Raw genomic sequence first — 19,755 nt, forward strand, 5'->3', positions numbered from 1 at the left:
ATATTTTCATGTTAATTCCATCAATCGATCTTATGGATGGCAAAGCAGTACAGTTACAGCAAGGTGAAAAGAAGCTGATCGAAAGAGAGGATGTTTTCGGGTTACTAGAATCCTTCTCTTTATTTGGCGAAGTTGCCATTATTGATCTCGATGCTGCTCTCGGTAAAGGCTCTAATCAGGATCTGATTATTGAACTGCTTAAACGCCGTCCCTGTCGTGTCGGAGGCGGCATTCGCGACCTGGAAACAGCCCAAACCTATATAAAAGCCGGCGCTACAAAAATTATTATAGGAACTAAATGCCAGGAACCATGGGTGAAAAAGCTTCCTAAGGAAGCCCTGATTTTCGCTATTGATGCTCGTGGAGATTATTGGTCAACGCAAGGTTGGCAAAAAACAGAATCAAAGAAAGTTATCGAGCTGCTACCCGAGTTAGCGCCAAATGCTTCGGAGTTTCTTTATACCCAGGTGGAAAAAGAAGGTATGCTCCAAGGCTTAGATAGAGAACGCTCTGCAGAGATCATTAAGAGTTCCAGCATCCCCGTTACTCTAGCTGGAGGCATTACGACACTGGATGATATCGAGTGGTTAAATCAACAAGGTGCCAATGGTCAAATTGGCATGTCTATTTATTCAGGTAAACTTGAGCTAAAAGACTGCTTTATGGCTCAGGTAGACTTTAACAAAATGTCTCTTATTCCCACCGTTGTACAAGATATTGAAACGGGTAAAGTATTGATGATGGCCTACTCTAATCGAGACTCTTTGACTCAGGCTCTCATTCGACGACGTGGAGTTTACTATAGCCGCAGTCGACAAAACTTATGGGAAAAAGGCGCAACCAGCGGAAACGAACAGCAACTAATTAAAGTGGATATCGACTGCGATGGCGATACTCTATTATTTCTGGTGAAGCAAAAAAATAACGCTTGTCACTTCGAACGTTACAGTTGCTTTCCGAGCCAGCAACGCCGTTTTTCCTTGCAGCGTCTTGATAAGTTATTATCAGAGAGACTTAACAAGCTGCCAGAAAACTCCTATACGACCAAACTTTTTAAGTCCAAAGAGCTGCAGGCAGAAAAGTTAATTGAGGAGACGAATGAATTGATCGAAGCTCAGTCTTTTGAAGATACTCGATGGGAAGCTGCTGATCTTTTGTTCTTTGCACTGGTTAATGCCAAGGCCAAAGGAGTAAGCCTTGGTGATATAGAAAACGAATTAAGGAGTCGCTTCAATGATCGTTAATACAACGGAGTGGCGACGCCCAAAGACCATTAGTTCCACTACGATAACCGCCAAAGTCACCCAATTATTATCACAAATAAAAAAGAGTGGTGACAAAAGTATCCGTCAACTCTCGCAAAACTTTGATCAATTTGTGCCAGAGAAAATCGAGCTAAAGCCATTTTCTGAATACGAACTAGGTGATCAGTTAAAGCAATCAATACAACAAGCAGCACAACGAATTGAACGCTTTGCCCAAGTTCAGAGAGAGAGCCTGACGGTACAATCTTTCAAAGATGACTTTGGCGAATATCAACAAGTAATCAATCCCATTAAGTCTGTTGGAGCTTATATCCCCGGCGGCCGCTTTCCACTTATTTCCAGCGCCTTGATGACGCTTATTCCGGCAAAAGTGGCAGGCTGCTCCAGAAGAGTCGCTTGTTCACCATCCAGGCATCCAGCCATACTTGCGGCAGCATCACTCGCGGGAGCAACAGACTTTTATCATCTTGGTGGTGTGCAAGCCATTGCAGCAATGGCCTATGGTTTCGAATCTTTACAGCCCGTTGATTTAATTGTTGGCCCAGGTAATGCGTGGGTTAACGAAGCAAAGTCTCAACTACAGTCGCAAGTTAAAATTGATGGTGTTGCTGGTCCTAGCGAGCTCATGGCTTTGTGTGATGGCTCGCAACCTATTGACTGGCTTGCTCACGATGCATTAGCACAGTCGGAACATGATCCTATGGCACAGTCCATTATTGTGAGTGATGACGACAGATGGCTTGAACAGATGGCAACCCAACTAAATGATAATGCAGACTATTCAAGTTTGATTGAGCAGCAACAAATTCAGTTGGTTAAAGCAGACTCTTTGGGCGCGATGATCGAATTCTCTCAAAACTACGCGCCAGAACATTTAATGCTGTGTCATGGCACCATAGCACCCGAGCAACTGACAAACTATGGCTCGTTGTTTATTGGAGCTAATAGTGCAGTAGCATTGGGAGACTACTGTTCTGGCCCCAACCATACCTTACCAACGATGGGGCTGGCCAAACAAACGGGCGGGTTAAGCGTTCATACTTTTTTGAAGATACAAACAATACAAAAGATCAGTGACTATGGTCGCGTTGCATTATCACAAATAGCCATGCCTCTTGCCGATGCAGAAGGACTGAAATTTCACTACGAAAGTTTAAAGATAAGAATATAGTAAAGCTCACCGATTGGTGAGCTTCGAGGAAAAACTATGCTACGAATATATCCTCAAAGCATTTCGAGGTGCAGCTAGGCGGCCAGCACCCCTGAGCTTAGCTTTACTAAGTGATTGGGGTGAGTGCGCACACAGCCAACACCGCTGCTTCTTGAAAAGCGACGGGTATAAATGGGCCTAGCACTCGGCGATGGTATCCATGACTTCTTTGATCAGCAGCTGATCCGCATCAGACACCTGATCGTTAACCATGGACTGCTGAATATAGGCAGTCACGTGTTCAAAAGGTGAACAGCTTTCGTCATAAGAACCTTCAGCCAGGGCCACTTGAGGGATAACATACCCTATTGCAAACAGATCATACTCCTCGTCTGCTTCCATTTCGCGCAGCATTTTTTCTGCTGCCAGCCAAAAGTTGCTCATTACTATTCACCTGAAGATTAAACTGGACAATCGGTTAGGGTCGCCATGATAAAGCAATCTAACCAACTTGCACAGCCTATATTCAGGAATGAGAGCTTTTAAGTAGCCTGTTTCATCGCGGCGACAAAATCTCCTAGCTCATCCAGCATTTTTGCGGTGTCTTGCAAATTACTCTCTATCACAGCGACTGTCGCAGAACCGCTGATCGCCCCTCTAAAACCAACTTCTTTTGCCGCAGCAACATGCTCTGGACGTGAAACGCCAAAACCTAAAACCGGAGGAGCGGCCTGATAGCTGTGCAACTGCTCAATGACTTCTTTCGGTGGCATCTGAGCGGCTTTATCAGTTCCAGTTACCCCGGCTCTGCCCAGAACATAGGTGTAGCCTTTACTTTGCTTGGCAACCTTCATCAAAGTATCTTCCGACGCGTGAGGAGGCAATATATGCACGCTTTCTACTTGATGTTTCGCTGCCGCTTGGTCAAACCGAGTCGTTTCTCTCAGTGGCACATCAGCAATCAATACTGAATCAATACCAATACTTTGACATTGTTGATAAAAACTATCGAGGCCTTTGACATACACCAGATTGGCATACAGTAATAATCCAATCGCCACGTCTGGATAGGCTGCACGAACTTTTTCTAATAGCGCCATGGCTCTTGTTGGTGTTGTCCCTGATTCCAGCGCTCGAATCGCTGAATTCTGTATCACCGGACCATCTGCGACGGGATCAGAGAATGGAATACCTAACTCAAGTGCATCAGCTCCCGCATCAATCAAAGCACTGATAATCCGAAATGATGCCTCCAGATCGGGATCACCAATCATGACAAATGGAATAAATGCAATGCGTTGTTGTTGCTCACATCGCTCAAACATAGATTGATAACGACTCATCTAATTTTCTCCTTTGTCTGAGCTGTCAGTAGAAGCATCAAGTTGGCGTACATATTCGAGATCTTTATCACCTCTTCCAGAAAGGTTCACTAAAATATGAGTTTCTGGCCCGTTGTTTTTTGCAAGCTTTAACGCATAGGCTAAAGCATGTGAAGATTCCAAAGCAGGAATAATGCCTTCATTACGCGATAAACTTTGAAATGCTGCAAGCGCTTCTTTATCCGTCGCTGTTTCATATTCGGCCCGTCCTATTTGTTGCAAGTGTACATGTTGTGGACCAATCGCAGGATAATCTAGTCCCGCAGAGACGGAGTAAGACTCTTCGATCTGACCATCATCATCTTGCATAATTTTTGTGTGGGAGCCATGAATAATACCTAACTTACCACGATTCAAGGTAGCTCCGTGCTGGTCGGTATCCAATCCTTTTCCAGCAGGCTCAACACCAATGAGTCGAACTTCTTGGTCATTCAAAAAGTCTGTAAATAATCCAATCGCATTGGAGCCGCCACCCACACAGGCAATGGCATAGTCAGGTAGCTTTCCGGTTTGTTCCAGCATTTGCTGTCGAGCTTCTTGACCAATCACTCGTTGAAACTCTCTAACAATGGTAGGAAAAGGATGCGGACCTGCGGCAGTCCCCAGTAAGTAATGGGTATCTTCATACGTTGCCGCCCAATCACGGAGCGCTTCATTAATAGCATCTTTTAAAGTACCGCTGCCATTATCAACAGGAATAACTTTGGCACCCATCAACTCCATTCGATACACATTGGGCTGTTGTCGTTGGCAATCTTTGGCTCCCATATAAACCACGCAAGGAAGATCAACCAAAGCACAGGCCAGAGCCGTTGCAACACCATGCTGTCCGGCACCGGTTTCGGCAATAATGCGTTTTTTTCCCATTCGCTTTGCTAACAATACCTGACCTAACACTTGGTTGGTTTTATGAGCGCCACCGTGTAACAAGTCTTCACGTTTTAAGAAGATCCGCCCCTGCTCAGAAGTGGTCAAATTACGACACTCATAAAGTGGTGTTGGACGACCAGCGTAGTTATTTAGAAGATCGTTAAGCTCCTCAATAAAGTCAGGGTCTTCAATAGCTTCAATAAACGCGGTTTCTAGTTGTTCTAAAGCAGGCACCAAAATTTCCGGAACAAACATGCCGCCATACTCACCGAAATAGGCATCGGTCAATGAAGAACTAAATTCTTGTGTCATGCTTTAAACCTCACAGAGTACTTTCGTTTCAAGCCGTCCAATCATTCTTAACGACTCAAAAAATTCTTTAATCATGTGGATATCTTTACGCCCTTTTTGACGCTCAACACCACTACTTAGATCTAAGGTAATATCACTAAACTTGAATAACTGATGAACATTGTTTTGATTAATTCCACCAGCAATCATTATTTTTCTGTCATCACTGATGAGCGTCCTTATGTTATCAACTAAATCCCAGTCAAACGCATCACCACTACCACCGAGTTCTGTAGGATGTTTATAGTCAAATAACAATTTATCACACACTTCAATATAAGCAGCGGCATCTCTAACCGAAGCTTCATCTTTCACTCTAACGGCTTTAATTAGCTCTACATTTTCTGGCAACGAATGTCTTAATGTTTGGCAAAACTCGACAGGCTCATTACCGTGAAGCTGAACACTCGCTAACTGACAGCGATGAGTCGTTTCCACAATTTTCTCTTCGGTTTCATCAACAAAAACACCAACATATTTCCCTGGCTGCTGCTTTACAATATCAGCAGCTCTAGTAACATCAATCACTCGAGCCGACTTTGTATAAAACATAAATCCAACCATAGAGGCACCATTAGAGAAGGCTGCTTTCGCTTCGTCCACATTAGCCACACCACATAACTTTACTTTCCCATACGTCAATGCTTTGGCAGCTTGCCCGATATCATCCGCACTCATTAGCGAAGAGCCGACTAAAAAAGCATCCGCATAAGGAGCCAGGCGAGCGATATCTTGTCGGTTAGATATTCCGGACTCAGACACCAGCAAACGGTCATCAGGAATCAATGAAGCTAAAGCTTCTGTGACGTTTAAGTCAGTCGTTAAACTTCTTAAATCTCTGTTATTAACGCCGATTATTTCTGCACCTAGCTCAACGGCTCTTTTGCACTCTTGCTCGGTATGAACTTCTGTTAAAACATCTAACTTCAAACTTTTGGCGACTTCACTGAGATTCTTATATTCCTCATCTGTTAACACCGAAAGCATTAACAAAATAGCGTCGGCACCGTAATAGCGCGCCTCAAAAATTTGGTAGTCATCAATAAAGAAGTCTTTACACAAAACAGGCTGAGAGACTTTCTCTCGAACAAGACGAAGATCTTCATGTACTCCAGAAAAGTATTTTGTATCCGTTAAAACCGATATTGCATCAGCGCAGGGCTTATAAGCCTCGACAAGTTCATCAACGGACAGGTCAGGTCGAATCAGTCCACGAGAAGGCGACGCTTTTTTATACTCCATAATAAAGCGGCTACCAGGACGTGCTAGTGCCTCATGTAGAGAACGATCTGATGCAGTTAAATCTTTATTCAAGTGTTCAACTGGATTTTGAGCTTTGCGTTGAGCGATTTCATTTCTTTTATGCTCAACAATCTCCTGCAATACATTTCTGCTCGGCTTACTGGCCATGAGTAAGCTCCGCTATTTTTTCCAGACGCTGTGCGACTCGACCAGAATCCAGCGCATCAATAGCCAGTTCAGCTCCTGACTTTAGATCATCGGCAACACCAGCTAAATATAAGATAGCAGCAGTGTTAAGGGCGATGGCATCACGATGCTCTCGCTTTCCACACCCTTTTAATACACACAGCAATGCAGCAGAGATATCAACAGGATCACTGAGTTGCAGCGTGGATAAGTCGGCACGAGGAATACCCGCTTGCTCAGGAGTAATCTCAATCATTTCGATTGCTCCATCGTTTAGGTGAGCTGCTTGTGTTGTAGTATGTAAAGCAATTTCATCCAGCCCTCCACCATTAACAATCAGCGCCTTCTTGCAGCCTAAGTTATGTAAAGCTTCCGCCATAGGTTTTAAGAGCCGAGGATCGTAGACCCCCATCAGTTGAACATCGGGTTGAGCAGGATTGGCTAATGGCCCAATCAGATTGAATAAAGTTCGAGTCTTTAACGTTTGTCGAACAGGCATGACATGTTTCACACCGGGGTGATACATAGGAGCAAAAAGAAAACAGAAATTTAGCTCTTCCAAACATCTCGCTGCGACTTCCGGCGTGGTATCCAACTTTACGCCAAAGCTTGCTAATAGATCCGAAGACCCGCTTTTTGATGATACCGAACGGTTACCATGTTTTGCGACTTTTACACCACACTCAGCGGCCACTAAAGCGACCATTGTAGAAATGTTTATAGTGCCCAAGCCATCTCCACCCGTACCACAAGTATCAACGACCATACCTTGTGGTCGATTAAAAGGTGTCGCTGAAGCTCTTAGCGCCGATGCAGCGCCAGCAATTTCCTCAGGCTGCTCACCTTTTATCTTTAAAGCAACAAGGAGTGCCGAAATCTCTATCTCCGACAACTCTCCTCGAACAATTCGCTCGATGGTTGTTTGAGCTAGATCTTGGTCAAGGCTCTCACCCTGATAAAGTTTTTCCATAACTGAATTCATGATGATGCCTCTTGTTGAAAAAGTAATTGGTTCACCGCAGCTTTTAGCAAAGCCGAACCTTGAGTTGTTAGTATGGATTCAGGATGAAACTGAAAGCCCAATAAATTAAGTTGAGAATGATAAATACTCATAATTAAATCATCTGCCTGAGCAATCACTTCGAAGCCCTCAGGTACCTGTGAAGCTACTAATGAGTGATAACGTCCCACAGGTAAGGGACTAGCAAAGTTTTCGAAACAAAAACGCTTAGTGTGAACGAGAGCAGAGGTTTTACCATGCACCGGTAACTCAGCCTGAACCACAACACCGCCAAGCTGCTCTACCATAAGTTGATGTCCTAAGCAGATCCCCAAGAATGGAAGTTTTCCCTTAAGTTGCAATAATAACTCCCCGCAAATACCTGCATCAGCAGGCTTGCCAGGACCAGGAGAAAGCACCACCAAATCATGGTTCAATGCCATTTCTACAGCTTGCTTCAATGGAATGTTATTTCTGATTACGGAGACTTCATGTCCCATGCAACGAAACTCGTCCACCAGGTTGTAGGTAAACGAATCAAAGTTATCGATAAATAAAACCTTAGCCATTAGCTTGCCTCCTTAACGGCAGCCGATTGAATGGCGGCTATCACAGCAGCGGCTTTGCTCGATGTTTCTTGTGCCTCAGCCATGGGATCAGAGTCGAAAACAATGCCTGCGCCAGCTGATACAGTTGCCTGTTGGTTTTGCACTAATGCACTTCTAATCACGATGGCGGTATCCATATCACCAGCCGCATTCAGATACCCCATAGCACCTCCATAAACACCCCGACGCTTTCCTTCGTACTGTCGTAGTAATTGAGATGCTTTCACTTTGGGTGCACCCGTTAACGTTCCCATGTTCATACAAGCCTGATAAGCAGACAAAGCATCGTATTGCTTATCAAGTTGTCCACTCACTTTAGAGACCAGATGCATAACATGAGAATAACGATCCACTTCCATCAAGCGATCCAGTTTTCGAGAGCCTGGCACACAAACTCGTGCGACATCGTTACGAGCGAGATCCACTAGCATAGAATGTTCAGCTTTTTCTTTTTCGTCACTTTTCAGTTCCAACTCAATACGGGCATCAAGATCTGCATCGATCTCACCGTTATCCTTTTGTCCTCGTCTACGAGTTCCGGCAATAGGATAAATACTGAGTGTGGAGGTATCCGCATCAACTTTTACCGCACTTTCGGGAGATGCACCAAAGAGAACATAATCAGGTGTTTGCACATAAAACATATAAGGGCTAGGATTGCTTTGTTTGAGTTCTTGATAGGCGTTATAAGGTTTGGAACAAGGTAACTTAAAATCTCGAGCAACGACCGTCTGAAAAACATCTCCCTGATAAACATGCTGCTTAACCTTTTTTACCAGCTCGCAATAACTTGCATCATCGAGGCTAAGTTTCGGTTGCTCAGGAGTCGGCAAAGAAGCATTCTTTTTCATCGTTGAAGGCAAAGCTTCCATCGATTCTAAAAGAGTCGCATGATGAGCAATTTTCTGCTGGTAATCATTTAGTACCGCCAGTTGACTAGCACCAGAAAACACTTTGCTTACTAATCGGTTATTATGGTTTCTATGATCAACCATCAAGAGCTGGTCGGCTAAGAAAAAATCATAATGAGGAAAGTCGTTAGAATCGGCAGGTAAAGAAGGAAGTGACTCAAAAAGTTCATAACAGTCAAAACTGAAAGTGCCTATCAATAAAGTACTGTAATCATCAATAGACTGGCTTTGTACCAAACTCATGATGTTTCGAAGCACATCAAAAACACTGGCAGAGTGCAACTTTTTAAACTCATCCACTTCCTGATGTAGAGACTGATGTGAGATTCGGATGTGTAACTGATGCTGACTCAACTCACTTTCATCAAAGAGACTCTGTAAATTACCAAGTAACTGCTCACCATTTGCATTAAGAGCGGTTACTAATACCTGCTCGAAAGTGCAACGAACCTGAAGTGCAGCAGATAGCATCATCACACTCTTGGTGTGCTCTTTAGTACTGATACTAGCCGTCTCTAAAAGAGCGCAAGGAGTGTCTTGCTCTTTCGTTAAGGTCTCAAATGCCCGCGATACCTCGAAGGGCATTGAGACTCGACGCGAAAGCGTTTGTACTTTATTGCTGTTAGACATTAGGCCACTTTCCGTTTCGCAGGTTGACGACCAGCGGCCTGAATAAAGGCATCCAGTTCTTTCATTAATTGAGCGAACTGCTCTGGATACAAAGATTGTTTACCATCAGAAAGGGCTTGCTTGGGTTCATGATGAACCTCAATGATGACACCATCGGCACCTACTGCAACAGCGGCTTTCGCTAATGGTCCAACCAACTCTCGAACACCGGTTCCATGTGAAGGATCAACAATGACGGGCAAATGAGACTTCTGTTTAATATAAGCCACGGCATTCAAATCTAATGTATTTCGAGTTGCGGTTTCAAAAGTACGAATCCCTCTTTCACATAAAATAACGTTGGGATTACCAGCATCAACGATGTACTCAGCAGCCAGTAACATCTCCTCTATAGTTGCAGCAATACCGCGCTTAAGAATGACAGGCTTATTGGCTTTGCCGACTGCTTTTAAAAGATGAAAGTTTTGCATGTTACGAGCGCCAATTTGTAACGCGTCAACATGCTCACAAATCAGTTCTACGTCAGACGAATCCATCACTTCTGTTACCGCAGGTAATTGAATGTTGTTACTGACTGTCTGCATGGTTTTTAGCGCTTCCGCTCCGCCCCCCTGGAAACTATAAGGACTGGTTCTGGGTTTAAAAGCACCACCACGCAAAGCAACGGCTCCCGCTTCCTTAACTAACTTTGCTGTTTTTTCAAAAGACTCATAACTCTCTACAGCACATGGCCCAGCAATCACAGAAAAATGCTCTCCACCAAATGCAGCATCTCCAATTGACACCACAGAATCGGCTGGGTTGAGCTCTCGACTCACTAACTTATAGCTAGAAAGAATTGGTTTTACATCGTCAACCATTGGGTGAGCCGCAATATTAAGCCCTTGCAAAACACGTTCATCACCCAGGGCTCCAAGAACAATTCTTTCTACCCCTGGCATGTAGAGTGGTTTAAGTCCTGCACTTTCAATCTGACTTAAAATTTCGTCGGCATCGTTCTTGGTCGCTTCTGAGCGTAATACAATAATCATGATCTTCATCCTCAAAGTTAAAAAGTATTTGTTAAAAATTTTGCAAAAAAAAACCCGCCAATGGCGGGTTTTTGAAATCGACAGACACAGGCTCACCCGCTGAACCTTTTCAACGTGTGCCACCACCAGATGTTTGCGCTAATGTGTCTGTTGTTCATCATTCTTCTCTCAGTTGTCTCTTAATGCTTTGTTTGTCTTATTTCTATCAGGCAAAAAAAAGCCCGCTTTATTTGAAGCGGGCTATTAATTTTCTATTACGGTAACCAAACGCAATGAAGCCCACTAGGATGAATGCCACCACCAGTTTGCTTTTAAAGTGTTTGTTAAAATTGTTGTTTGCATTTGCTTAACTGCCGTAAATTCGTTCGTTGGAGACAACTTAACTAATATAAGCCCAAGGTGTCAATAAAAAAATTATACTAATTTGCTATTAACTGACCATTTGCATGGGTCGGTTACCAAGAAAGCACCGACTTTCTTCAACTTTTACCCAGCAATGCTTCATTTCTATGCCGCTGTCATCAGAACACCCCGACAACACCAAACGCACATCACTTATCATCCCACGAACAGGTAATTCGATCAGGTTGGATAAAATAATAGAGTCGCTATCTTCAGCATCAGCATAATCCACAGCGACTTTATGGGTCCCTCGGGTATCTTGATATTCAAGAAACAGCGCCAGCTTGCCATTCTGTTTTTGGTTAAATTGGATGTCGAGCAAAATATTAAGTGCAATCGACCAGCTCAGATCATTTTTAGTCGCATTACCTGCTTTAGGCAGATAATGTTCCGCTTCAAGGTAAATATAATTAGGTTTCATAATCGTTATTATCAGGTTAGTCAGTTTCTATTTTTAATGACTTGCCAATTAGCTATTCATTCAGTATGAACGTCTGAAATGTCATCCTGGGGTTAGACAGCCCCACACTTCAAAATACTGATACAGGACAAAGAGGTATCACTCGAATATTGCTAAGAAAATGGACAAACCATTATCTTTTTTTAAACAACAAATTTAATTCATGTACAAAAAAGGTGGTTAATAATCATTCAATCTGAATCTGAGATCAAGATATTTTTTCACTTTTTTATAGGCTGTCACTTAAGCCATGCCAGATAATCTCTTGCTGCTATCGGGAATCTCGACCACTTTGACAAAAAGTTCTTGTAATTCCGCGTCAGTCAAACCTACTCCCGCTAACAATATATCCATATTCTCTAAGGGTCCTTTGACCGGAATTTTCACCAGATTTGAAAATAAAAGTTCTTGCTCAACCTCTACTTCAATATGATCGATCGGGATAGCTTGCTTGCCTCGCACATCCCGATAGCTCAACGAAAGAGTCACTTCGGTTGGTTGCTTTACTTTAACTTTTAACCACACGGCAAGATTTAACGCGACCGACCAGGAGACATCAGAATCGGTTTGGTTGCCATTGCCGGGCAGATATTGGTGTGGATATAAATGCGTAATTTTTACTGACTTCGACTTCACAATAACTCCAAAATATCGAGACTTCGATATAAGTTTAGTCCAGCCATAGTGCATTTCATTATCATAATGAGAGATACTTCACACTTCTGTGTGTGTGAAATTTCACACTTTTTTGGTTAAAAGTATCCTTCTTTTTTTTAATGTTATAAATCAATTAATTGAGTGGGGGTTTACTTGAATTTGAAATTTTAGATGACGACAAAATAAAAAGTCATAAGACATAGCCTAATGACATAAAGAGGCATAAGGATACAGAAAGGTTCTAAAAATCGAGTTTTTTAGAGCTTTTGTATCCTATAAAGTCACAGCAAGAACAGCAGATGTTTACCAGGATTTCCGTTTAGCAAAAGAAATAGTGGGATCCGACAACTGCTTTTTTACGGCAATAGAGCGATTTTTACCAAGCAGTATTCGCCATTGATAGAAAGTTTCTCGAGCTAGAACAGCGCGCTGATCTCGATGCCAGGCTCGATGATAAAGCTTTTTAACACCCGCGACGGCATCCGGTGATCCTATGGTTAGTTTTTCGGCCAAAGCTCTTGCTGCAGCAAGAGGGTCATCAGCCACCTGGTTAAGTAAGCCATGTTCAAGGGCCGATTCAGCAGAAATTTCTTCGGCCGACATTGCCCACTCCATCGCTTGATCGACTGACAAAATTTCTTTCAGGGTGAGTGTGCCGCCCATATCGGGAATCAGTCCCCAACGGCCTTCCATTATGGATAGGTTCGCTTCAGGCGACGCAATGCGAAAGTCACCCCCTAACGCAATCTGCGTCCCGCCGCCCCAACAGCGTCCATGGATCGCCATAATGACAGGCACTGGTAAACGACGCCATCCAACAACCACGCGCTGAGCTAAATTGGCATTACCAGGCAACCACTTCCATAAAAGCTTGATACCGTTAACAGGCTTGGTCATCACAGACTTAATATCGAGGCCAGAGCAAAAGTCGTCGCCCGCTCCCGACACAATAACAGCGCGAATGCTTTTGTCTTTGCTGATTTTGCGAATGACCTTGTCGAGGTCATAGAACATCGCCATATCCAGCGCATTGCGCTTATCAGGACGATTTAACTGAACTTCGGCGAATCCATTGTTTATTGTTATTGAGACTCGTGATTCTGACATAGCCATTTCTTTCCAAATTCAATTCAAGCAGCTACCTTATTGACTAAACTTATAAAAATCCAGCGCAAAACGATACCTAACGTGCAGAAAAGCACGAAAACGGGGAATCTCATTGAGTTTAAATCTCAATTTGGTTAGAATTCGCGCCCCTTATGCGCCCAGCTCTCTTGGGAACGCATCTATTGTCTAAAATAGCGACATCATCGAGAACCTAAATGTTTGAATTTCGTATCACCAAAGTAGCCAGTGTCAAAAATGACCTGCTGTCAGGATTAACCGTTGCTCTGGCTTTGGTTCCAGAAGCGGTTGCCTTTGCTTTTGTTGCCGGTGTGGAGCCACTGGTGGGTCTTTACGCCGCCTTTATGGTGGGTTTAATTACCGCAGTCTTTGGCGGACGCCCTGGCATGATCTCAGGTGCGACAGGTGCACTGGCCGTCGTAATGGTCACCCTGGTCGCTCAACATGGTGTAGAGTACTTATTTGCCGCCGTCGTCTTAATGGGTTTGATACAAATTTGCGCTGGACTGCTCGGTCTGGGTAAGTTTATTCGAATGGTGCCACGGCCCGTTATGCTTGGGTTCGTTAATGGTCTGGCTATCGTTATCTTTCTTGCTCAGCTCAGTCAGTTCGGCATTTCAGGTCAACCAGGCTGGCTGTCGGGAACTTCTTTCGAAGGTAGCGTCATTGATGTAGCCTGGATGCAAGGCGAAGCCTTGTACATTATGTTAGGGCTGGTGGCTTTGACAATGGTCATCATTCACTTTCTGCCTCGCTTTACCACTGCCATCCCCTCTTCACTGGCAGCCATCATTATAGTGTCGTTGCTGGTGATTGGGTTTGAAATTGATACTCGAGTGGTGGGTGATGTTGCTTCTATTTCGGGTGGATTGCCTTCTTTCCATATCCCTTCGGTGCCTTTCACCTGGGAAACCTTCATGATCATTCTGCCTTACTCTGTTGTATTGGCCGCTATCGGTTTGATTGAGTCCATGCTGACATTGCGTCTGGTGGACGAGGTGACAGAAACTCTGGGCCGCGGCAATCGCGAAAACTTTGCTCAGGGTCTGGCCAACACAGTAACAGGTTTCTTTGGTGGTATGGGTGGCTGTGCCATGATTGGACAAAGCATGATTAACGTAAACTCTGGTGGACGTGGTCGCTTATCAGGTATCACAGCTGCACTTTGTCTATTAATGTTTATCTTGTTTGCCTCTTCTCTTATTGAGCAAATTCCTCTGGCAGCGCTTGTCGGTGTTATGTTTATTGTCGTGTTGGGCACCTTCGAATGGAGTAGCTTCCGTATTATTCGTAAGATCCCAGCCAGTGATGCTTTTGTTCTGGTCCTTGTATCCAGTGTCACGGTCTTCACGGATCTGGCCTTTGCTGTAACGGTTGGTGTTATCGTCTCAGCACTGGTGTTTGCCTGGAAACACGCTAAGACAGTTAAAATACAGCGTAATGACACCATCGTTGGCGAAACGCACTATCTGGTCAATGGTCCGATTTTCTTTAGTTCAACCACTGAGTTTGAACAAGCTTTTACACCGAAAGAAGATGCTGAAGAAGTCTTTATAGATTTTGCGCAGTCTCGGGTATGTGACCATTCTGGACTACGCGTGATTGAATCACTTACAGAGCGTTATGAAAAAGCAGGCAAAACATTACACCTGCAAAACTTAAGTCAGGATTGCCAGGCACTCATAAACCAGGCTGGTGATCAAATCAATGTTAATGTACTTAAGAACCCACGCAGTCTGCTGTTCTTAAACGAATCAGCCTAGTGAGAACTTAGATACTCACTAACAAAAAAGCCGTTCTAATAAGAACGGCTTTTTTATATGCGCTAAGTATTTTATAACCAAATTCACTCGACACCTAGCCACAACATTTTTTGTATTTCTTACCGCTGCCACAGGGGCAGGGATCATTGCGTCCAGCTTTCACTTTTATCGCACTGTTCGTCGAACCACCCAAAAAGTCGCCTCGAGTGTAATGCCAACGACCATCTATTTTTTCAAAATAAGATTTCTCATGATGAACAAACTTTTTACCCGCTTCCAGTAACCAGGCCTTAAATTCAACATAACCTTGTTGCTCTTGTTCCCCGCCTTCACTGTCTACAACTTTTAATTTTATCCACTGAGTATTTCGAGCACTCTCTTCAAGAGATTGAACCGTAAGACCGTTGTGATGTTCTGGATGATGAGTCTCTAACAAATATTCAGGCTCTACAGTAACAAAAGCGCTATAACGAGAACGCATCAACTGTTCAGTAGTTTGGGGTATCGCAGTCTTTAAAATAAAAGGTTCACAACAATCTTTAAATTGCGCTTCTGAACCACATGGGCATAGAGTATTCATAACAAAATCCACACATAAAAAAACTCCTCAACGGATTCAATTCGGTGAGGAGTTTTTTGTTTAGTATTTAAAACCGCGACGCATTAACGTCCAGAGTTTTTGTAACCACCGGATTTGCGACGAGGGCGAGAACGATTGTTGTCATTACCACGACCACCACCACGAGGCTTTTTGCCACGACCGCCACCCGATGGGCCACCGCCAGAATCCATCGCTTCGAAGTCTTTATCGGCTGCCGACTGAATGTTTAAAGGTCTGCCGCATACACGCGCTTTACGTAGAACTTTAAGTGTTTCTTCTGGCATGCCTTTAGGAAGATCAACAGTGGTTAAATCATCATACAGACGAATAAATCCGATGTATTTGCTCTCAATCTCAGCTTCGTTAGCAATGGCTCCAACAATATGCGTTGGTGTTGCACCGTTGTCACGTCCAACAGCCAAAACATAACGTTCCATTTCAACATCTGGCTGATCTTTAAGTGGACGAGCTCGTTTGCTAATGCTGACTTTTTCCGCTGGACGACGCTTACGATCACGATCGCCACGACGCTCATCAACATAAGGCTCTTTAATTTCGTTCATCAACAGAGGCTCTTCTGCATACATAATGCTGGCCAATGCAGCAGCGATTTCGATACCAGTAACTTCATGTTCGCTCTGGTAACGCTCAAGAATCTCAAGGTAAGTCTTTAATGAATCACTGGATAGTGTTTCAGATACTTTCGTAAACAAGCGATTAACACGCTTATCATTGATCACTTCGACTGATGGCAAGTTCATGCGCTCAATGGTTTTGCGAGTTGTTTGCTCAATCGTGCGTAATAAACGACGCTCTCTTGGCGTCACAAACAAAATCGCATCACCACTACGCCCTGCTCGACCAGTACGACCAATACGGTGTACATAAGACTCAGGATCATAAGGAATATCATAGTTTACAACGTGACTGATTCGCTCAACATCCAGACCTCGAGCCGCAACGTCCGTCGCAATCAAAATGTCTAACTTGCCGTCTTTTAGTTTTTGAACGACTTTTTCTCGTTGATTTTGCGCAATATCACCATGAATCGCATCACAGGCAAAGCCTCTCGCTACCAGTTTGTCTGATAACTCTTGCGTACTACCTTTAGTACGAACAAAAATGATCATGGCATCGAATTCTTCAGCTTCCAAAATGCGCGTCAACGCATCGAGCTTGTTGTTGCCATTGACCATACAGAAGCGCTGTTGGATAGTTTGAGCCGTTGTATTTTTTGACTCGATTTTTACGTACTTAGGCTCTTTCAAAAAGGTTTCGGCAACACGCTTAACTGGCTTAGGCATGGTGGCAGAAAACAAAATCACCTGACGGGTTGATGGTGTGCGCTCTAAAATCCACTCAACATCGTCAATGAATCCCATACGCAACATTTCGTCCGCTTCGTCGAGTACCAATTGTTTGAGATCGTCCCAAATCAGATTACCACGGCGCATGTGATCCATAATACGACCAGGTGTACCGACAATCACATGAGGGCCGCGTTTAATTTGGCGAATCTGAGTTGTGAAAGGCTGGCCGCCGTAAACTGGTAACACTCGGAAACCCGGCATAAATCGAGCGTACTCATTGAATGCCTCAGCAACCTGCAATGCCAATTCGCGGGTAGGCGCAATCACTAAAGCCTGAGGAGAATTCTGAGTCACATCAATTCGAGACAAGATCGGCAAAGCAAATGAGGCCGTTTTTCCAGTACCTGTTTGCGCCTGACCAATCATATCGTGACCAGCCATGACTAATGGGATACTTTGAGCTTGAATAGGAGATGGGGTTTCGTAACCCACACGATCGAGTGCTTGCAACAACTTATCACCTAATGACAAGTCACGAAAAGATATCATTGATTCAGTTTCAGACATATTCTGACGATTTCCAAATAACTAAGGCGGGCAATCAAAAGGGCATTTTGTGGTAGCCCCAACAAAGAAAAAACCAGCAATTCATTTTACAGCTCTTATTATAAACGAATTTACGACAGCACTGTTAAATAATTTTGGGGTTAACGGGCTTATTAAGCCCTATCTTTCCAATATTATTCGCCAAACCCCAAAAGATGACCGTTTATCATATCTCAATCGCTTAGTGACAAGGTTTAAGGCAAGATTTGCGACGCTTTTAAGTACTCCGGATTGAGTGCTCGTTTTTAAGGACTTTTTTAATAGGGTTTATTGCCCAGGAAACTACAGGACCAAAGGATGAAAACACAAATTCTATCATTAGCGATTCCACTATTATTAGCCGCCCCCGCTCCCATATTAGCCAATGCAGAGCCTCCACCTTTGCAACTGGCGAACCGATATCAGGCCAATATCGATGTCACAGAGTATTGGATGAGCGAAAAACTCGATGGTGTTAGAGCTTACTGGGATGGACATCAGCTGCTGTCCCGATCAGGAAAAGTCATCAAAGCACCAATCTGGTTTACAGAACCTTTAATGGCTGTGCCACTGGATGGAGAACTGTGGATAGGTCGAGGACATTTTGATGAAGTATCCGCTATCAGTCGTAAACAAACAGCCTCAGATATTGATTGGCGCCAGGTGAAATTCATGGTGTTTGATGCCCCCGCAGAAACAGGGTTTTATGACTCACGGCTGGCGAGCCTAAAACATATAGTCGCACAGATAAATAGCCCACACATTCGATTGGTTGTGCAACAAAAAGTCGTCTCAAAAAGTGCTCTAGAAAGTTACTTCCAGTGGATATTAGGCCAAGGAGGCGAAGGCATTATGCTGCGAAAAAATCGTTCTAACTACGAGGCGAAACGCAGCAATGACTTATTAAAACTGAAAACTCACAGCGACGCAGAAGCCACCGTTATCGATTATCTACCAGGAAAAGGTCAATTTGCAGGACTGATGGGCGCATTAATCGTAGAAGATAGTAACGGCCTTAGATTCAAAATAGGCACCGGATTTGATCGTCAGCAACGTAAAACCCCACCGCCAATTGGCACCCTGATCACTTATGAGTATCAAGGCAAAACACCCAATGGAATCCCCAGATTTGCTCGATTTATAAGAGAAAGAAACGATTTATAAGCGCCCAAAGGAAGAGCCAGCTAAGGCTTTTCCTTATCTTGAGGCTCTTCGTTAAGGTTGTTTTTCTTCAATAAAAGCAAAGACTTGTCGATAGCAGCTTTGGTTTTGTTGGATAAGTCACCCGTTTGATAATGCTTTTTTAATAACTCTTCGAACTGCTCAAATGCACGATCGACATTCGGCTTACTTTCTTTATCTGCATCGTGCTGATTAAACAGATTGATCGCTTTATCAGTATCTCTGCCAAAGTGCATAAGTCGAGTAAACCAGCGCTTCTCGTTTTTATTGCCAGCCATTAAATCCATGATAGTCAGTATCATCGACAAAGGGCTAAGTAATATATCCCTGAGCGCATCAATCGCCAGTTTCAGCTGAAAAATAAGCAGTTGGCGAATCATTTGCCAACGGCTCACTGGCTCATCTTTCGGTAATGTTTTTTTAGAAAAACCCAACATAATGAAAACTTAATCAGCACGGCTCATGAATTTCTTTTCGGCCGTATTCACTCTGACTTTCTCACCGGGCGAAAGATATTCAGGAACCTGTACCGTTAAACCGGTTGCAAATGAAGCAGGCTTAGTACGCGCACTGGCAGATGCCCCCTTAATCGAAGGCGAGGTTTCTTCAATTACCAGATCAACCGACTGTGGTAATTCAATAGCAACCGGACTGTCATCAACCAATAACACCTGTACACCTTGAATGTCTTCAGTAATAAACAGTAGCTCTTCTTCAATATCTGCCTGCTTAAAGTTGAACTGTGTGTAATCCTCGTTATCCATGAAGATGTAATCATCACCATCAATGTACGAAAAACTGACTGCTCTTCTGGCCAGATCAAGCGTATTCAATTGGTCGTCACCTTTAAAACGCTCCTCAACTTTTTGACCGGTTTTTATATCGGTAAAGCGCATACGATAAAGGGTTGCCGCACCACGCGCACTGGGACTTTGTACATCAATATCTTTGACCAATAGTTGCTTGCCGTTGTACTCAACAGCAGCACCTTTTTTAATTTCACTGGCTTTTGGCATGGTTACTCTCGGTAGTATTAGAATGATT

At 43.7% G+C, this 19,755-nt stretch carries 19 protein-coding genes; 4 read left to right on the top strand and 15 right to left on the bottom strand.

The window, feature by feature from the left end; genetic code table 11:
• The first annotated feature begins 8 nt into the window (after positions 1-8).
• Positions 9-1,244, top strand: a complete 1,236-nt coding sequence (hisI, locus tag NH399_RS02160; RefSeq protein WP_253036771.1) for a phosphoribosyl-AMP cyclohydrolase — start codon at positions 9-11, stop codon at positions 1,242-1,244.
• Positions 1,234-2,436 carry a histidinol dehydrogenase gene (hisD, locus tag NH399_RS02165; protein ID WP_253036772.1) on the top strand — a complete coding sequence of 401 codons (1,203 nt, stop codon included), beginning with the start codon at positions 1,234-1,236 and terminating at the stop codon, positions 2,434-2,436. Before hisI ends, hisD begins: the two co-directional genes overlap by 11 nt.
• Positions 2,437-2,613: 177 nt before the next feature.
• Here the strand turns inward: hisD and NH399_RS02170 are convergent, their stop codons facing one another.
• From NH399_RS02170 to NH399_RS02220, 11 genes are all read right to left on the bottom strand, one after another.
• Entirely contained in the window at positions 2,614-2,859 is a 246-nt protein-coding gene (locus tag NH399_RS02170) for a hypothetical protein (RefSeq protein WP_253036773.1), read from the bottom strand.
• Positions 2,860-2,957: 98 nt separating this feature from the next.
• Complete coding sequence (trpA, locus tag NH399_RS02175) at positions 2,958-3,758, bottom strand: tryptophan synthase subunit alpha (RefSeq protein WP_253036774.1); 801 nt, start codon at positions 3,756-3,758, stop codon at positions 2,958-2,960.
• Positions 3,759-4,979: a tryptophan synthase subunit beta gene (trpB, locus tag NH399_RS02180; RefSeq protein ID WP_253036775.1), complete on the bottom strand. Its 1,221-nt coding sequence runs from the start codon at positions 4,977-4,979 to the stop codon at positions 3,759-3,761.
• A gap of 3 nt (positions 4,980-4,982) precedes the next feature.
• On the bottom strand, positions 4,983-6,428 hold the full coding sequence (gene trpCF, locus NH399_RS02185; protein WP_253036776.1) for a bifunctional indole-3-glycerol-phosphate synthase TrpC/phosphoribosylanthranilate isomerase TrpF: 1,446 nt from the start codon (positions 6,426-6,428) through the stop codon (positions 4,983-4,985).
• Positions 6,418-7,428 carry an anthranilate phosphoribosyltransferase gene (gene trpD, locus NH399_RS02190; protein ID WP_253036777.1) on the bottom strand — a complete coding sequence of 337 codons (1,011 nt, stop codon included), beginning with the start codon at positions 7,426-7,428 and terminating at the stop codon, positions 6,418-6,420. Before trpD ends, trpCF begins: the two co-directional genes overlap by 11 nt.
• Positions 7,425-8,015, bottom strand: coding sequence for an aminodeoxychorismate/anthranilate synthase component II (locus NH399_RS02195; RefSeq protein WP_253036778.1), 591 nt, complete (start codon positions 8,013-8,015; stop codon positions 7,425-7,427). Before NH399_RS02195 ends, trpD begins: the two co-directional genes overlap by 4 nt.
• On the bottom strand, positions 8,015-9,595 hold the full coding sequence (locus tag NH399_RS02200; protein ID WP_253036779.1) for an anthranilate synthase component 1: 1,581 nt from the start codon (positions 9,593-9,595) through the stop codon (positions 8,015-8,017). Before NH399_RS02200 ends, NH399_RS02195 begins: the two co-directional genes overlap by 1 nt.
• Positions 9,595-10,626, bottom strand: coding sequence for a 3-deoxy-7-phosphoheptulonate synthase (gene aroF / locus NH399_RS02205; RefSeq protein ID WP_253036780.1), 1,032 nt, complete (start codon positions 10,624-10,626; stop codon positions 9,595-9,597). The genes NH399_RS02200 and aroF overlap by 1 nt, the downstream gene beginning before the upstream one ends.
• A 430-nt stretch (positions 10,627-11,056) precedes the next feature.
• Positions 11,057-11,449, bottom strand: a complete 393-nt coding sequence (locus NH399_RS02210) for a hypothetical protein (protein ID WP_253036781.1) — start codon at positions 11,447-11,449, stop codon at positions 11,057-11,059.
• A 282-nt stretch (positions 11,450-11,731) separates the two neighbouring features.
• Positions 11,732-12,124 carry a hypothetical protein gene (locus tag NH399_RS02215; protein WP_253036782.1) on the bottom strand — a complete coding sequence of 131 codons (393 nt, stop codon included), beginning with the start codon at positions 12,122-12,124 and terminating at the stop codon, positions 11,732-11,734.
• A gap of 324 nt (positions 12,125-12,448) precedes the next feature.
• Complete coding sequence (locus tag NH399_RS02220; protein ID WP_253036783.1) at positions 12,449-13,252, bottom strand: crotonase/enoyl-CoA hydratase family protein; 804 nt, start codon at positions 13,250-13,252, stop codon at positions 12,449-12,451.
• A 215-nt stretch (positions 13,253-13,467) separates the two neighbouring features.
• On the opposite strand from NH399_RS02220, the gene NH399_RS02225 reads away from it, so the two are divergent.
• Positions 13,468-15,033 carry a SulP family inorganic anion transporter gene (locus NH399_RS02225; protein WP_253036784.1) on the top strand — a complete coding sequence of 522 codons (1,566 nt, stop codon included), beginning with the start codon at positions 13,468-13,470 and terminating at the stop codon, positions 15,031-15,033.
• Positions 15,034-15,127: 94 nt separating this feature from the next.
• Here the strand turns inward: NH399_RS02225 and NH399_RS02230 are convergent, their stop codons facing one another.
• Both NH399_RS02230 and NH399_RS02235 read right to left on the bottom strand, forming a co-directional pair.
• Positions 15,128-15,613, bottom strand: a complete 486-nt coding sequence (locus NH399_RS02230) for a YchJ family protein (RefSeq protein WP_253036785.1) — start codon at positions 15,611-15,613, stop codon at positions 15,128-15,130.
• 83 nt (positions 15,614-15,696) lie between these two features.
• Complete coding sequence (locus tag NH399_RS02235) at positions 15,697-17,511, bottom strand: DEAD/DEAH box helicase (RefSeq protein WP_253036786.1); 1,815 nt, start codon at positions 17,509-17,511, stop codon at positions 15,697-15,699.
• Between the two features lie 336 nt (positions 17,512-17,847).
• Here NH399_RS02235 and NH399_RS02240 point away from each other — a divergent pair, with 336 nt between their 5' ends.
• The gene (locus tag NH399_RS02240) at positions 17,848-18,693 is read left to right on the top strand and encodes a DNA ligase (RefSeq protein ID WP_253036787.1); all 846 of its coding nucleotides are present in this window, start codon (positions 17,848-17,850) and stop codon (positions 18,691-18,693) included.
• A 20-nt stretch (positions 18,694-18,713) separates the two neighbouring features.
• On the opposite strand, the gene NH399_RS02245 is transcribed toward NH399_RS02240, so the two are convergent.
• Positions 18,714-19,148, bottom strand: coding sequence for a hypothetical protein (locus tag NH399_RS02245; RefSeq protein ID WP_253036788.1), 435 nt, complete (start codon positions 19,146-19,148; stop codon positions 18,714-18,716).
• Positions 19,149-19,157: 9 nt separating this feature from the next.
• The gene (gene yeiP / locus NH399_RS02250) at positions 19,158-19,727 is read right to left on the bottom strand and encodes an elongation factor P-like protein YeiP (RefSeq protein WP_253036789.1); all 570 of its coding nucleotides are present in this window, start codon (positions 19,725-19,727) and stop codon (positions 19,158-19,160) included.
• Positions 19,728-19,755 lie beyond the last annotated feature (28 nt).

The organism is Pleionea sp. CnH1-48 (assembly GCF_024124665.1).
In the GTDB taxonomy this organism is placed as follows: domain Bacteria; phylum Pseudomonadota; class Gammaproteobacteria; order Enterobacterales; family Kangiellaceae; genus JAMXSB01.